This is a genomic window from Bradyrhizobium sp. LMTR 3 (assembly GCF_001693485.1).
Classification (GTDB): domain Bacteria; phylum Pseudomonadota; class Alphaproteobacteria; order Rhizobiales; family Xanthobacteraceae; genus Bradyrhizobium.
This window is the reverse complement of record NZ_MAXC01000012.1, coordinates 310,652-325,735: the sequence shown is the minus strand read 5'-3', so window position 1 is coordinate 325,735 and position 15,084 is coordinate 310,652. Positions and strand designations below refer to the sequence as shown.

Annotated in this window: 15 protein-coding genes; 12 read left to right on the top strand and 3 right to left on the bottom strand. The window is 63.5% G+C overall.

The features are described from left to right. Nucleotides 1–329 precede the first annotated feature (329 nt). The 10 genes from LMTR3_RS11085 to gmk all read left to right on the top strand — a co-directional run bounded on the left by LMTR3_RS11085 (nucleotide 330) and on the right by gmk (nucleotide 9,570). The gene (locus LMTR3_RS11085) at nucleotides 330–1,055 is read left to right on the top strand and encodes a TetR/AcrR family transcriptional regulator C-terminal domain-containing protein (RefSeq protein ID WP_065745070.1); all 726 of its coding nucleotides are present in this window, start codon (nucleotides 330–332) and stop codon (nucleotides 1,053–1,055) included. After that, nucleotides 1,052–2,077 carry a fatty acid desaturase family protein gene (locus tag LMTR3_RS11080; RefSeq protein WP_065745069.1) on the top strand — a complete coding sequence of 342 codons (1,026 nt, stop codon included), beginning with the start codon at nucleotides 1,052–1,054 and terminating at the stop codon, nucleotides 2,075–2,077. Before LMTR3_RS11085 ends, LMTR3_RS11080 begins: the two co-directional genes overlap by 4 nt. A 53-nt stretch (nucleotides 2,078–2,130) precedes the next feature. Next, the gene (locus tag LMTR3_RS11075) at nucleotides 2,131–2,757 is read left to right on the top strand and encodes a LysE family translocator (RefSeq protein ID WP_065745068.1); all 627 of its coding nucleotides are present in this window, start codon (nucleotides 2,131–2,133) and stop codon (nucleotides 2,755–2,757) included. A 112-nt stretch (nucleotides 2,758–2,869) separates the two neighbouring features. Next, a complete protein-coding gene (gene fabD, locus LMTR3_RS11070) occupies nucleotides 2,870–3,823 on the top strand; it encodes an ACP S-malonyltransferase (RefSeq protein ID WP_065745067.1) in 954 nt (317 codons plus the stop codon). Between the two features lie 22 nt (nucleotides 3,824–3,845). Beyond that, nucleotides 3,846–4,583, top strand: a complete 738-nt coding sequence (fabG, locus tag LMTR3_RS11065; protein WP_065745066.1) for a 3-oxoacyl-[acyl-carrier-protein] reductase — start codon at nucleotides 3,846–3,848, stop codon at nucleotides 4,581–4,583. Nucleotides 4,584–4,886: 303 nt separating this feature from the next. Then, nucleotides 4,887–5,126 carry an acyl carrier protein gene (locus LMTR3_RS11060; protein WP_008969609.1) on the top strand — a complete coding sequence of 80 codons (240 nt, stop codon included), beginning with the start codon at nucleotides 4,887–4,889 and terminating at the stop codon, nucleotides 5,124–5,126. A 96-nt stretch (nucleotides 5,127–5,222) separates the two neighbouring features. After that, nucleotides 5,223–6,488 carry a beta-ketoacyl-ACP synthase II gene (gene fabF / locus LMTR3_RS11055; protein ID WP_065745065.1) on the top strand — a complete coding sequence of 422 codons (1,266 nt, stop codon included), beginning with the start codon at nucleotides 5,223–5,225 and terminating at the stop codon, nucleotides 6,486–6,488. Between the two features lie 126 nt (nucleotides 6,489–6,614). Further along, nucleotides 6,615–7,895 (top strand): endolytic transglycosylase MltG, encoded by a 1,281-nt coding sequence (gene mltG, locus LMTR3_RS11050; protein ID WP_065745064.1) that lies wholly within the window; start codon nucleotides 6,615–6,617, stop codon nucleotides 7,893–7,895. Between the two features lie 127 nt (nucleotides 7,896–8,022). Next, nucleotides 8,023–8,910 carry a YicC/YloC family endoribonuclease gene (locus LMTR3_RS11045; protein WP_065745063.1) on the top strand — a complete coding sequence of 296 codons (888 nt, stop codon included), beginning with the start codon at nucleotides 8,023–8,025 and terminating at the stop codon, nucleotides 8,908–8,910. A gap of 3 nt (nucleotides 8,911–8,913) precedes the next feature. Continuing rightward, entirely contained in the window at nucleotides 8,914–9,570 is a 657-nt protein-coding gene (gene gmk, locus LMTR3_RS11040) for a guanylate kinase (protein WP_065745062.1), read from the top strand. 18 nt (nucleotides 9,571–9,588) lie between these two features. Here the strand turns inward: gmk and LMTR3_RS11035 are convergent, their stop codons facing one another. Next, nucleotides 9,589–10,710: a hypothetical protein gene (locus LMTR3_RS11035; RefSeq protein WP_210184686.1), complete on the bottom strand. Its 1,122-nt coding sequence runs from the start codon at nucleotides 10,708–10,710 to the stop codon at nucleotides 9,589–9,591. Between the two features lie 139 nt (nucleotides 10,711–10,849). Between LMTR3_RS11035 and LMTR3_RS39970 the strand changes: the two genes are divergently transcribed. Then, nucleotides 10,850–11,425 (top strand): hypothetical protein, encoded by a 576-nt coding sequence (locus tag LMTR3_RS39970; protein ID WP_176721859.1) that lies wholly within the window; start codon nucleotides 10,850–10,852, stop codon nucleotides 11,423–11,425. A 9-nt stretch (nucleotides 11,426–11,434) separates the two neighbouring features. On the opposite strand, the gene LMTR3_RS11025 is transcribed toward LMTR3_RS39970, so the two are convergent. Both LMTR3_RS11025 and LMTR3_RS11020 read right to left on the bottom strand, forming a co-directional pair. Next, entirely contained in the window at nucleotides 11,435–11,938 is a 504-nt protein-coding gene (locus tag LMTR3_RS11025) for a hypothetical protein (RefSeq protein WP_065745059.1), read from the bottom strand. A 34-nt stretch (nucleotides 11,939–11,972) separates the two neighbouring features. After that, nucleotides 11,973–13,322 (bottom strand): caspase family protein, encoded by a 1,350-nt coding sequence (locus LMTR3_RS11020; RefSeq protein WP_084029603.1) that lies wholly within the window; start codon nucleotides 13,320–13,322, stop codon nucleotides 11,973–11,975. Nucleotides 13,323–14,299: 977 nt separating this feature from the next. On the opposite strand from LMTR3_RS11020, the gene LMTR3_RS11015 reads away from it, so the two are divergent. Beyond that, entirely contained in the window at nucleotides 14,300–15,061 is a 762-nt protein-coding gene (locus tag LMTR3_RS11015) for a class I SAM-dependent methyltransferase (RefSeq protein ID WP_065745603.1), read from the top strand. Nucleotides 15,062–15,084: the final 23 nt, after the last annotated feature.

Sequence of the window (15,084 nt, the reverse complement as noted above, 5' to 3'; positions counted from 1 at the left end):
GAAAGGACTCGGGGATAAGCTCAGAAGGCGGAAGCACGGGACGACGGGCCGACTGGCCCTGCCACATCAATAACGCCTGCAAAGGTGAGATTGCTGAGACCGTCCGTTCAGCTCCCGGCCGGGATCCACGGATGCGCGGTTTATAAGGATTTTGGCCGGGATGGCAAGGGACGGAGATGCCGAGACAGCCCGGCGAGGGTGAAGACGGTTCCATTCTCGTTTTTTTGGAAAACAACCCCATGCACAGTAGCCCAAGGCTCCGCAAGGGATGTGAATACCTATCTTGCAGTATTTGTTTGTATGACATACAAATAACGCAGGAGGGAGCGATGGGCCCGAGGCGGACCGAGACGGCGGCCGAGCCGATTTCCGGCGATCCCAAGCACGCCGTGCGCGCCACGCGTACGGCTGGGCGCAGGATGCGCTCGCTGCTGCTCGACAGCGCGAGCCGGCTGTTCAAGGAGCGGGGCCTCGCCGGGACCTCGATCTCGGATATCGCAGCGGCCGCCGACGCTTTCCCGAGCCAGATCACCTATTACTTCCGCACCAAGGAGGCGCTGTTCGTCGAGGCCGCCTGCCGCGACATGCTCTACGTCGCGCGCGCCACCGAGCAGGCTGCGCTGCGGGCGCAGACGCCGCGCGACTACACCCGCGCGCTGGTCGAGACCGTCACCGCAACCGATTCTGTTGCCTTCTTCGCCGAGGCGCTCACCCTGACGCGGCGCAGGCCCGATCTCGCGCCGCTGGTGGAGCGCACCATCGAGCGGCTGCATGCCGAGGGCATGCGCGCCTATGCGGAGCAGATCGAGCGGCACGGCTGGAGCAGCTTGCGCGATCCCGATGCATCCTCGCGGCGCTTCTGGGCACTCGCCATCGGCGTGATGGTCGAGGGATTTGCGATGGGCCGCTCGTCCGAGGAAATGGCCGCCGAGATGCTACGCGTGCTCGGCGACCAGGCGACGACGAGGCCGGCCGGCGACACCGCACGACTGCATCTCGTCAGCGGCGGCGAAGTTTCCGATTCCTATTCATCCGACGGGGAGAAATCGCCATGACGGCGTTGCGCATGCGTGCCCGCGACTTTCTGACCGAAGATCAACTGGTCGCTGTACGCCAGCGCGTGACATGGAAGGGTGCAGCCCTGATCGCACATGCGTGGGCGCTGATATTGGGATCGATTGCGCTGGTAGCGTGGTGGCCCAATCCGCTGACCTTTCTGCTGGCGGTCGGCATCATCGGCTCACGCCAGCTCGGGCTTGCGATCCTGATGCATGACGGCGCCCATGGTTGTCTGTCAGCCGACGAGAAAATCAACTTGACGCTCAGCCAATGGTTCTGCGCCTATCCGGTCTTCGCCGAGACCCGAGCCTATCGGCGCTACCATCTGCAGCATCATGCGCGCACCCAGCAGGACGACGATCCCGATCTGATTTTGTCGGCGCCGTTCCCGATCACCAAGATGAGCTACCGCCGCAAATTCTTCCGCGATATCACCGGGCAGACCGGCTATCAGCAGCGCAAGGCGCAATTGTTGAATGCGCTTGGCCCAAAGGAATGGCCGCTTGCGCGGCGCGCCGCCCATTTCTGGGAAAAGCTCGGCCCGCAATTTGCTGCCAACGCGGTGTTGTTTGCCGGCCTCGCCGCCGCCGGCATATGGTGGGCCTATCCGCTATTGTGGCTATTGCCGCTGCTCACCTGGCAGATGGTCATCACCCGCATTCGCAACATCGCCGAACACGCCGTCGTTCCCGATTCGAGCGATCCCTTGCGCAACACCCGCACCACACGCGCGGGTTTTCTCGAGCGGTTGTTCATTGCACCGTATTACGTCAACTACCATCTCGAGCATCATCTGTTGTTCTACGTGCCCTGCTATAATCTACCGCGCTTGCACCGCATCCTTTCTGAAAGCCGATACGCGGATCGGATGGAGGTGCAGCCGAGCTATGCCGCCGTGCTGCGGCTTGCGACCGCCAAGCCCGACCACGAGGACCGGCCCGGCAAGCTGGTAAGCAGCGCACGCCGCGCGCGGGCCGGCGCCGAAGTCGGTGGCGACCAGGCGGCGGGCGGCTTCTAGTGCGGTGATCGACGGTGGTGTAGCTTCCGTCGGCGACCAAGCGGAGCCAACGAATGATCGATCCGACCACATTGATTACGTATGTCGCGGTTGTGCTTGGCTTTGTGTTCATTCCGGGCCCCGCGACGCTTCTCACGGTTGCGCGGGCAACGACTTCAGGCACCCCGGTCGGCATCGCCACGGGCGCCGGAATCGCGGCCGGCGACATGATTCACACCTTTATGGCGATCGTCGGTATCTCGGCGATCATTGCCGCTTCGGCCATGCTGTTCAGCGTCATCAAGTACCTCGGCGCGGCCTATCTCGTTTACCTGGGCATTCGTGCCGTCCTCGAAAGGACGCCAGCAAATCTCGCGGCCCGCGCACTGCCGATTTCAGCAGGAAGGGCATTTCGGCAAGCGATTTTGGCCGAGGTGCTAGACCCGAAGACGGCGCTTTTCTTCCTCGCGTTTCTCCCCCAGTTCGTACGGCCCGAAAATGGTTCGGTCATGCTTCAGCTCACGATTCTGGGGATCATCTTTGTTTTATTGGGGTTCGTCAGTACGACGGTTTTTGCAGCAGGCGCCGGAGGTCTCGGGACGTTCCTCCGCCGCAATCCTGCGGTGCTGAAATGGCAGGGGAAGGCAATCGGCGGTCTCTACTGCGCTCTGGGTATCCGACTGGCGCTGCAAGAACGCTGACCCGCTCCGGCCCTTTGATGACCCCGGCAACGGCCCGGCGATACCGCACCGCGGCTTGACATCCCGGCCCGCGTCAGTGTCTTACGGCCCCAATCTTACGAGGGAGCACCGGATGACGGCTGCATTTACATTTCCGGGGCAGGGTTCCCAGGCGGTCGGTATGGGCAAGGCCCTGGCGGAGGCCTTCCCGGCTGCGCGGGCGGTGTTCGATGAGGTTGATTCGGCGCTCGGCGAAAAGCTGACCGCGATCATCTGGGACGGCCCGGCCGAAACCCTCCAGCTCACTGAAAATGCCCAGCCGGCCCTGATGGCGGTTTCGATTGCCACGCTGCGCGTGCTGGAGACCGAGGCGGGCTTTTCCGTCGGACGGGATGCGGCCTTTGTCGCCGGCCATTCGCTTGGCGAATATTCCGCGCTGGCCGCGGCCGGCGGCCTCAGCATCAGCGATACCGCGCGCCTGCTGCGCACCCGTGGTCTTGCAATGCAAAAGGCCGTGCCAGTCGGCGCTGGCGCGATGGCGGCACTTCTTGGGCTCGACTATGAGGCGGCGATGGCCGTCGCCAACGAAGCCGCGCAAGGGCAGGTCTGTCAGGCGGCTAACGACAATGGCGGCGGGCAGGTGGTGGTGTCCGGCGACAAGGCCGCTGTCGACCGCGCCGTGGAAATCGCCAAAGCCAAAGGCGCCAAGCGTGCAATGCTGCTGCCGGTGTCCGCGCCATTCCATTGCAAGCTGATGCAGCCTGCCGCCGATGCAATGGCAGAGGCGCTTGCAGGTGTAACGATCAAGACGCCGGCTGCGCCGCTGGTGGCGAACGTACTGGCCGCGCCGATCACCGATCCCGACGAGATTCGCCGCCGCCTGATCGAGCAGGTCACCGGCACCGTGCGCTGGCGCGAGTCGGTGGCCTATATGGCAGCGCATGGCGTCACGCGGTTCTTCGAAATCGGTGCCGGCAAGGTGCTGAGCGGGCTGGTCAAGCGGATCGCCGACGGCGCGGTCGGCGTGGCGGTCGGGGGACCCAACGATATTACCGCCGCAAAGGACGCATTGGCGGCGTCGGCCTAAAAGCTCCCGGAAGGAGACATTGATGTTCGATTTGACTGGCAGGACGGCGTTGGTGACCGGCGCAACCGGCGGCATCGGCGGTGCGATCGCGCAGGCGTTGCATGGTCAAGGCGCGACGGTGGCGATCTCCGGCACGCGTCGCGAGGTGCTGGATTCGTTTGCCGGCAAGCTTGGCGAACGCGTCCACGTGCTGCCGTGCAACCTTTCCGACAGCGCGGAGGTCGAGGCGCTGGTGCCAGCGGCGGAAGCCGCGATGGGGCAGGTCGATATCCTGATCGCCAATGCGGGCATCACGCGCGACAATCTGTTTGTCCAGTTGCGTGACGAGGATTGGGACGACGTCATCAACGTCAACCTGACTGCGACCTTCCGTCTTGCCCGCGCCGCAACCAAATTGATGATGCGCAAGCGCTTTGGCCGGATCATAGCAATCACCTCGATCGTCGGCGTGACCGGCAACCCCGGCCAAGCCAACTACACCGCGTCGAAGGCCGGAATCATCGGCCTGATCAAGACGCTCGGTGCGGAGTACGCCAAGCGCAACGTGACCGCCAATTGCATCGCGCCGGGATTCATCAAGACGCCGATGACCGATGCGCTCAACGACAAGCAGCGCGAGACCATCCTGGCGAAGGTTCCTGCGGCGCGGCTGGGGACACCGGAGGACATCGCGGCGGCAGCCGTCTATCTCGCCTCCAACGAGGCGGCCTACGTCACCGGCCAGACGATTCACGTCAACGGTGGAATGGCCATGATTTGAGCGAGTTATTGCCCCGATCTATGCGGCCAAAGGCCGTTGTCCGGGGCGGGTGAGGCTTGTAGTCAAGGCTAGGGAAGTATGGTAACCGAACCCCCGACGGATGGGCAAACAAGGCCATTGCAGGATTTTGAAACCCTGTATATTGGCGTGGCGACGCCTGCCGTTCGCCGGGGCTTTGTCGGCTACCACCGGGCCGAATCAAGACTATGCGCGATAGCGAAGGAAGTTTAACGACCACGATAGCTCGTAGCGTCTCTGTAGCGTCTTGGGGTCGGGTCCAATGGAACAAGCACGAGGTTAAAGATGAGTGAGATTGGCGAGCGGGTTAAGAAGATTGTGGTCGAGCACCTCGGTGTTGAACCCGACAAGGTTGTCGACAACGCAAGTTTCATCGACGACCTCGGCGCCGACAGCCTCGACACCGTCGAGCTTGTGATGGCATTTGAAGAAGAGTTCGGCTGTGAAATCCCCGATGACGCCGCCGAGACGATTTTGACCGTCGGCGACGCGACGAAGTTTCTCGAGAAGAACGCTAAGAGCTGACGTCCCGGGCGGATAGAGACAGAGCCGGACGGGCCGTCATCAAACGGTCCCCCGGTTTCTTGTTTTGGGCCATCGGTTTCGGGCTGGAGTTTTGACATGAGGCGGGTTGTCGTCACGGGGCTGGGCATGGTTACGCCGCTCGGCTGCGGCGTTGACACAACGTGGGCGCGCATCCTCAACGGCCAGAGTGGCGCCAAGAAGATCGACACGTTCGAAGTCGCCGATCTCGCCAGCCAGATCGCCTGCGTGATTCCGCGTGGCGACGGCTCTGATGGTACTTTCAATCCCGACCAGTGGATGGAGCCGAAGGAGCAGCGCAAGGTCGACGACTTCATCATCTTTGCGATGGCTGCGGCACGCCAGGCGCTCGACGACGCCAACTGGCATCCGGCGACCGAAGAAGACAAATGCTCCAGCGGCACTCTGATCGGTTCGGGGATCGGCGGCCTGTCCGGCATCGCCGAGACGTCGCTGCTGTTAAAGGAGCGCGGGCCGCGCAGGGTTTCGCCGTTCTTCATTCCGGGGCGGCTGATCAATCTCGCTTCCGGTTATGTATCGATCGAGCACGGCCTCAAGGGCCCCAATCATTCCGTGGTCACGGCCTGTTCGACCGGCGCGCATGCGATCGGCGATGGTGCCCGTCTCATTGCGCTCGGCGACGCCGACGTGATGGTCGCGGGCGGCACGGAATCGCCGATATGCCGGCTGGGGATGGCTGGATTCTGCGCGGCGCGCGCGCTCTCGACCGGCTTCAACGACGCGCCGCAAAAGGCCTCACGGCCCTACGATAAGGACCGCGACGGATTCGTGATGGGCGAGGGCGCCGGCGTCGTGGTGCTCGAGGAATATGAGCACGCGAAAAAGCGCGGCGCGCGAATCTATTGCGAAGTGATCGGCTATGGCCTGTCGGGCGACGCCTATCACATCACCTCGCCGTCGCCGGATGGCGATGGCGGCTTCCGCAGCATGAGCGCCGCCCTCAAGCGCGCCGGCATCGCGGTATCGGATATCGACTACATCAACGCCCACGGAACTTCGACGCAGATCGGCGACGAGATCGAACTCGGCGCGGTGGAGCGGCTGCTCGGCAACGCCGCCTCCAAGGTGTCGATGTCGTCGACCAAGTCGTCGACCGGGCATCTGCTCGGCGCTGCCGGTGCGATCGAGGCCATTTTCAGTATCCTTGCGATTCGCGATAACATTGCTCCACCCACCATCAATTTGGAAAATCCGTCGGTGCAAACGGCGATCGATCTGGTGCCGCAGACCGCGCGCAAGCGCGAGATTAACATCGCGCTGTCGAATTCCTTCGGTTTCGGGGGGACCAACGCCTCCGTGATCGTTCGGCGCGTGGCCGACTAACAAGTGTTTAGAACGACTCCACCGTTTTGCCGTATTCGGCGATGACTTCTACATACGGGCGTATGCTATCGGCTGGGCAAGGGATTGCCGAGTCGCGATTGAACCGACAGGATTCAGGTTGCATCGATGAGTGAGAGGCCGCCCATTTCACCACGAAGCCCGCGCGCTGCGTTGGAGCCCGAGCAGGTGCCGCCGCCGCCGAAGCGGTCAGATCGCGCCCGCAATCCATTCGTGGTGGTCGGCAATGCCATCTTTACCATCCTGATCATTCTGATGATCGGGGTGGGAGCGGTGTACTATTACGGCAGACAAATCCTGGAAACGCCCGGTCCGCTGAAGGAAGACAAGATCGTCAACATTCCCTCGCGTGCCGGAAAGCGCGACATCGCCGACGCACTGCTGCGTGAAGGCGTGATCAACGTCAATCCCTGGGTATTCATCGGCGGCGTGTTTGCGCTGAAGGCGAGCTCCGACCTCAAGCCCGGCGAATATTCCTTCCAGAAGAGCGCCAGCCTGCGCGACGTCATCGCCACCATCGTCGAAGGCAAGGTGGTGCAGCATGCCGTCACGATTCCGGAAGGTCTGACCTCCGAACAGATCGTGACGCGACTCCTCGACAACGACATCTTCGCCGGCTCGGTTCGGGAAATACCCCGCGAAGGCACGTTGCTGCCCGAAACCTACAAGTTTCCGCGCGGCACCACGCGCGAGCAGGTGATCCAGCGCATGCAGCAGACCCAGAAGCGGGTGCTCACGGAAATCTGGGAGCGCCGCAATCCGGACGTTCCGGTCAGGTCGCTGGATCAGCTCATCACGCTGGCCTCGATCATCGAGAAGGAAACCGGCCGGGCCGACGAGCGCAGCCGCGTGGCGGCGGTATTCGCCAATCGCCTGCGGCAAAGGATCAAGCTGCAGTCGGATCCGACGATCATCTATGGCCTGGTCGGCGGCAAGGGAACGCTGGGCCGGCCGATCAAGCGCTCCGAGATTACGCAGCCGTCGCCCTACAATACCTATGTGATCGACGGTTTGCCGCCCGGGCCGATCGCCAATCCGGGCCGCGCCTCGCTCGAAGCCGCCGCCAACCCGGCACGCACGCGCGACCTGTTCTTCGTGGCTGATGGAACGGGTGGGCACGCCTTTACCGAGACCTACGACCAGCACCAGAAGAACGTTGTCAAGCTGCGGTCGTTGGAAAAGCAGATTCAGAACGACACTGTCGAACCATCGGAGGACGCGCCGCCGCCTACGGGGGCCGGAGCACCGGCCGATACCAATCCAACCGCGACGACGCCGCGGCCGGCAGCGCCGGCTAAAAAGCCGCCCGCCCGCCCTCCGGCACCTGCAACCGCGCCGGCCCGCCAGGGCGCGCAATCGACCACGACGCCGCCGGTGGTTCAGCGCTGACGCCCGCCGGTCGCGAAGGCGTTCCAGGCCGCAGCCGGAACGCAATTCCACTTTGGCGGAAATCGGCTTATGGTCCCGCCATTCATTTCGAGTCTCGAAATCCCTGTCTTTTGGAAAGTGTTACGCGATGGCGCTATCGAGCATGACCGGTTTTGCCCGGAGCCACGGCGCCAGCGGCCCCTACACGTTCGAATGGGAACTGAAGTCCGTCAACGCCAAGGGCTTTGACCTGCGCCTGCGCCTGCCGGCCGGTTGGGACGAACTGGAGGCCTTTGCCAAGAAACGCGCCGGCGAGGTGCTGTCGCGGGGCACGGTTTACGCCAACCTCAACGTCAAACGCGCCAACGCGGTTTCGACCGTGCGCATCAATGAAGACGTGCTCGCCTCGATCGTGAAGGTCGCAGGCGTGCTCGCCGGCAAGATCGACGCGGTGGCGCCCAGCATCGACGGACTGCTCGGCATCAAGGGTGTCATCGAGGTGGTCGAACCCGACAGCGACGAGGCGGAGGACAAGGCGGCAAAGGATGCGGCGGCGGCCGCCTTCGAGCAGGCGCTCGGCCATCTCGTCGAGATGCGCCGCCGCGAGGGCGTGACGCTCGGGCAAATCCTGATCCAGCGCATGGATGAAATCGAAAGGTTGGCGAAAAAGGCCGAGGCCGCGCCCGGCCGCAAGCCGGAGGCGATCAGGGCCCGCCTCGCCGAACAGATCGCGGCGTTGCTGGAGACGTCCGAACGCTTCGATCCTGACCGGCTCAATCAGGAAGCGATCCTGATTGCGACCAAGGCCGACATTCGCGAAGAGCTCGACCGCATAGCCTCGCATGTCGCGCAGGCCCGCGAGATGATCGGCAAGGGCGGCCCGGTCGGGCGGCGGCTCGATTTCCTCGCCCAGGAATTCAACCGCGAGGTCAACACCTGCTGCTCCAAATCGAACGATCTGGAATTGACCCAGACCGGGCTCGAGATGAAAAACGTGGTCGAGCAATTCCGCGAGCAGGTCCAGAATCTGGAGTGACTGATGACGGCTGGTGGTGGTTTCGACGGAGTTGAACGGCGCGGGCTGATGTTCGTGCTCTCCTCGCCCTCGGGCGCGGGCAAGACCACGCTGTCGCGCCTCCTGATCGAGCGGATGCCGGGTTTGAAGATGTCGGTATCCGCCACCACGCGGCCGATGCGGCCGGGCGAAGTCGATGGCCGCGACTATTTCTTCGTCGACAAGCCCAGGTTCGAAGCGATGGTCGCGCAGGGCGAATTGCTGGAGTGGGCGACCGTGTTCGACAACCGCTATGGCACGCCGCGTGCGCCGGTCGAGACCGCCTTGTCGGCCGGGCAGGACGTGCTGTTCGACATCGACTGGCAGGGTACGCAGCAATTGCGGGAAAAGGCCCGCGCCGACGTCGTCAGCGTATTCATCCTGCCGCCCTCGGCAGCCGACCTCGAGAAACGGCTGCACACGCGGGCGCAGGATTCCGATGAGGTCATTCGCGGTCGCATGAGCCGCGCCACCCATGAACTCAGTCACTGGGCGGAATACGACTATATCGTCGTCAACCAGAACGTCGATGACGCCTTTGCCGAAGTGCAGTCGATCCTCAAGGCCGAGCGGCTCAAGCGCGAACGCCGCACCGGCCTGACCGAATTCGTTCGCAAGCTGCAGCGCCAGTTGGAAAAATAACTGCCGCGTAGGCTTCGGTTACGTCTGCGCGCTGCGCGCGAGCCGGGCCAGCATTTCCGTAACCTGCTGATCGCGCTCTCGCTCCTGAGGGACGCGCGCTCGTTCCTGCAGTGTCCGCACTCGCTCCTGGGGCATGCGCGCTCGTTCTTGCGGTATGCGTACTCGTTCCTGGGGTACGCGGGCGCGCTCCTGCGGCACGCGGGGCCGCTCCTTGGGCACGCGGGTATGCTGCACGGCAGCGGTGCGCCGCAGCCGGGCGTCTTCATCGTGGAATACCGGCGGCGCGGGACGTTTGGTGCGCGCGGCATCCCACATCGCGCGTCGCTTGCGGCGCATGGCGCGGCGCGCCCGCATGCGCCCGATCCTGACGATCGCGCTGACCGTGAGGCCGGCGAGCGCCAGCGCTGCCGCCATCACCAAAAGCAGCTTCTGCAGCGATGCGGTCGGCTTTGCCGGTTCTGCCACGAGAGGCGCAACCTGTTCTGCTGCCGGCTGCTGCACTTCGTCAGCCTGCGGCGGCTGGTCTGCGGGCGTGGCGGCGGCAGCGACTTGGAGATTGGTCGGATTGGTCGAAGCGCTCGCGGCGGGCGCGTCGTTCCACCGCATCGTCGCGAGCGGCGCCGGTGCCAGCACGTTCGGCATGTTTGCGCGTGGGCCGTTCTGATCGGCGGACGCGGGCACGGCGCCAGTTGTGCGCGGCTCGGCTTTGGCGGGCGGATTTTGCTCGGCGCGGGCTTGCTGGGCAACCCATTCGGCGCGCGCGTCATCGAACGACTTGCGCGTCTCCGTTTGCGGCGGCACTTCGGTCGAAGACGCCGCCGGCGCCGATTGCGGCGGCGCGGCACGCGCGAACTTGTCGTCGGCCTTCTCGTTCTCCTCGCGCAGATACCAGCATTGACGTTTTGTCGTGCGGTCGATGCGATAATACCAATGGCTGCCCGAGGGGGTGGCCCCCTTCGGCGCGGACAGGCAGTTGTCTGCTGCGGCCTGGTTCGCTCGCGTGCCGGCTTCCGCTACCTGTTGCTCAGCCGACTGCGCCCGAAGATCCGTCACGGTGGCCAGATTTGTACCCGCCACAACACCGGCAAAGAGAGCCGGAACGAATTTCACGGAACGGTACGACATCTGCATCCCCGGCAACGCTACGCTACTCGACGCTTGATGCCCCCAATCTGGTCAGAGACTTGGGTCGCAATGAGCCGCAATTTCGGAGCGGATGCGGTATAATTGCGGCTCGCGCGCCGCCTCACATGTGGCGGGCTAAGGCCATGAAAAAGCGGTGGAAAACAGCGGCCTTTCGGCTGACGGGAAACTCTATTGTTTAGAAGCTGTCCAGCGTCCGGTGCATCCGTCAGACCGGACGAATGAACCGGAGCCGCTGCGGCCTGAAAAACGGCCGGTGTTGGTCCAACTCAAACCTTGGATCGATCCGCCGCTCCTCGTAGAGCCATTGGGGCTGACTGACCCGGAGCTCAGGTCGCCCGAAATCCTGCCGCCGGAGATGACAAATCTCTCGGTGCTGCTACCGCAAGGCGTGCCCACGGCGACGGCAACCCATGAGCCATCGAAGTCGCCGCCGCCACCTCCGCCGCTTTTTCGCGACGCGCGGCGCGGCTCATCCGCTTCAGGCTTGTTGCGACGCGCCGGCTTGGAAGATTCGACCTCGCGCGGCGCTTCGCGTGAACCGGACAGCGACTTCTCGTCATTGCCGATGCTGCCGCCGGCGCTGCCGGACTGCGTCACGGCCGGGCCGCTTATGACGGCCGAGATCGCGAGCGAGAGGAGCCCAATTCCGATCGAATGTCGAGCCGGGTATTTCATAATGAAATCTTCCAATATTTCCCGGCCGTGGTGAGCAGCCGCGCTATTGCTTCGACGCCGTCCATGTCCCGGTGCAGCCATCCGATTGCCGGAACGTCCCGCCGCCGCTGCGACCGGACAGGCGGCCCGTGGTGATGACCGTAATGCCGTTGCCGTTCGAGGTGCCGTACACCCGGCCCTCGGAACTGATGGTGCCTCGGGCGTTCTGACCGATGATCTTGCCGCTGGTGACGATGACCGCGTTGCTGCTGCTACCCTGACAGGTAACGCCCCGGGAGTGGACGACCCAGGCGCCATCAAAATTGTTGCCGCCGCCTCCGCCGCTCTTGCGTCCGGCGCGGCGCGGCTCGTCTGTATCGGATGGATTGCGTCGCGAGGATTCAGCCGGTCGCGGCGGCTCGCGTGAGCCGGACAGCGATTTTTCATCGTTGCCGATGCTGCCGCCGGCGCTGCCGGATTGCGCGTGCGCAAGGCCATGCCCGAACGCGAGCGTGATCGATATCGCGAGGAGGACGGTCCGGTTCAAACGTCGGGCGGCGTTTAGCATCAGCAGGTGCTTCCAATATCGCGAACAACAAATTTCAGCGGCCCGAGCCATCGGCACAGACCGCACCAATAATCCGGCAGGATTTGCCAGCCTTGCCGCACTCGTCAAGCGCGGCCTCCCTGGCGCGCTGAACGGTATCGCGCTGGACCAGTGACCAGGACTTTCCCGAGATCGCAAACGCGCCGCATCGCGAGCCGTAGAAGCTCAACTCGATCGGACATTTGCTGCCGCCGCAATTCTTGAGCGCGTCGTCGATCGCCGCTCGCCGCGAAGAATGATTCCAGGACATGCCCCATTTGTCGCTTTCGGGTCCGTAGACGATCGAACCCCACGGCTTCAAATCTTCCATCTTGCGCAGCCGTGTCAGCACGCCTTCGGTCGGTTCACCGGTCGGCGTCATCCTGGCCTTCTCCTGAAACTTGCTGATCGCCAGCCGCATGCCGTTCTTGCTGTCGAGCGGCTCCGGATCGTAATTGAGCTCGAACAGACGGTCGCTCAATTCGCGCAGCAGCACGGGATCCTTGATCGGAATGCGATCTGGATCCCGACGCAGCGTCGAGGCCAGTGGTTCGGGCTGCGGCGCGACGGCGACCTGTTGCGGTGCCGGGGCAGGGGGCACGAAATAGAAATTACCGTCGATCGGCGAGGAGGACACCCAGGGCTGTTGCGATCCGCCGGTCTGACGTTTCACGGCAAGACCGACCTGGTTGAAAGTCTGGAAGATGTCGAGCCCGGTCTGCTTGATCGTCGCGGCCAGCGCCTTGGTGTAGGGACTGTGGCCATCGGTACCGTCCTGCGCAACATTGCCGGGCTGCGTCGCATAGGAGATCAGCGTGCCCTCCGGCGCGCGCATCTGCGCGAGACCGCCGTCGGAGGCGCGCAAGCCGCGCGCGCCGAACGGATTGTTTCGGCAGGCATCGAGGATCACCATGTTGAGGCGCGTGCCCGAGCCCTGCATCTGGCGCAGCACGAGGTTGACGTCCACCATCTGGAAATCGACGTCGGCCTCGCGCGTCGGATTGGCGCTGACCGGAACGAGATAGTTCGATCCGGAGACCTGCACGCCATGCCCCGCATAGTAGAACAGCGCGACGTCGGCGCCCTGCACCTGACGGCCGAAATTCTGCACGGCGGTGTCCATCGCCGGCTTGTCGAGATCGAGCTGGGCGCGGCCGCCGATCAGGGTAAAGCCGAGACTCGAAAGCGTCTCCGCCATCAGCATCGCGTCGTTGCGCGGATTGTCGAGCCGGGTCACGTTTTGATAGGCGGAATTGCCGATGACAAGCGCGACACGCTTCTCGGCGGCGGCAGGCGTAACGAAGAGCAGCGCGATCAGGAGCACCAGCGCCGAATATCTGCAGCTCCCCTCAAAAGCCCCGCGCATCTCCAATAAAATCCTATAATGAAATAACACCAGATTATCAGTCCGCGTGTTCTGCGAAAAGCGGTACGGCGCCGCAAACAGGGGCGGGCGGGGCAGTCTTATGCCGGTGCTCGGATACGCATGGTTGTTTTCGACAGATGCGGCCGGCGCCGGATATGACATTGCGATCTCGCGGCGCGGGGTGCGCCCGAAGTTATGCATCGACGAAGCCCTCGGGAAACGAGGGCGCAGGGAAAGCCGGGTGCCCATGACACCCGCAGTCGTGCGCAAGAATGCACACGGTGGACCGCAGGTGCGCCGGAACACCCGGCTTTCCCTGCGCGGTGGTTTTAACGGCTTATGCCGCGTTCTCCCCGGAGCCGAATTCCTCTGGCCTCCGTCGCCGACGGATTGGCGATTGATCGAACGCCCGGTTGGGCCCGACAATCTCCATCGGCTTGACACCAGCAACGGGTGCCAGGACCGCGCGGTTTTGCCGTCCACGGCTTCCCCGGACAAAAGCGCTTCGACCGGCCCGTATGCTGCCAGAAGAAGTTTTCGCTGAGGCGTTTAAGCGCCGGTCGTCTGCGCAGGTCGTGCTCGCTCACGGAAAGACCGCCCTGCGAACACATCGCGCGCCCGAACGCTGCCGCGTCCACCGCAACCCGTCCCAACGTTAGTGACGCTGGCCATCGCCCCTCGAGCGGAACGGGATGGCGGAGTTGTAGGATTGATTTGGATGTCGCGTTAAGCGAAAAATTTTAAGCGGGCGTGGAATAAGTTTCTTGCCAGGATTGGCAAATCAGTGATTGGGGGCGCGGGGAAAATCGCGCGAGCGCGGGAAACACTGGCGACGTATTTCTATCGCCGTAATGCCACTGCACGATAACGACGACGGCTCGCGCTACAACTTCGTCGACCGATCCTCAGCAGTGATCACGATGGAAGAGTATCGAGACGGAAAGCTGTTCCGACCTGCCTCCATTATGGAGATAAACGTGGCACAGAATATCTACGACAATCCCGATTTCTTCGCTGGCTACAGCCAATTGCCTCGCCAGGTGCATGGGCTGGACGGTGCGCCTGAATGGCCGGCTGTTCAGGCCATGCTGCCCGCGCTAACTGGCAAGCGCGTGGCCGATCTGGGCTGCGGCTTCGGCTGGGCCGCGCGCTGGATGCGCGCGCAGGGCGCGGTCTCGGTGCTTGGCTTCGATCTGTCGCAGAACATGATCGCACGCGCCAAGGTCGATACCTCGGACCCGGCCATCGAATATTGGCTCGCCGATCTCGAGACACTGGAACTGCCCGAAGCGGCTTTCGACCTCGTCTACAGCGCGCTGACCTTTCACTATGTCGAGGATTTCGAGCGCCTCGCGCGCATGATCCACAAGGCGCTGGTCCCCGGTGCAGATCTGGTCTTCACGATCGAGCATCCGATCTTCATGGCTGCGGCGCATCCGCAGTGGATCGCCGATGAAGACGGCCGCAAGACCTGGCCCGTCAATGGCTACTCGGTCGAGGGCGAGCGCCGCACGGACTGGTTCGCCAAGGGCGTGCTGAAGTATCACCGGACGCTCGGCACGACGCTCAACACGCTGATTGATGCGGGCTTCGAGTTGCGCCGGGTCGAGGAATTCGCCCCGGCGCGCGAACAGATCGAGCACTTGCCCGAACTGGCCGAAGAGCTGGAGCGGCCGATGATACTCCTGATCTCAGCGCGAAAGACAGAAAGGCGAGTTGAGCTGCCCGCATTACGATGAGTCCGGCACTGCCGCCGTAATTC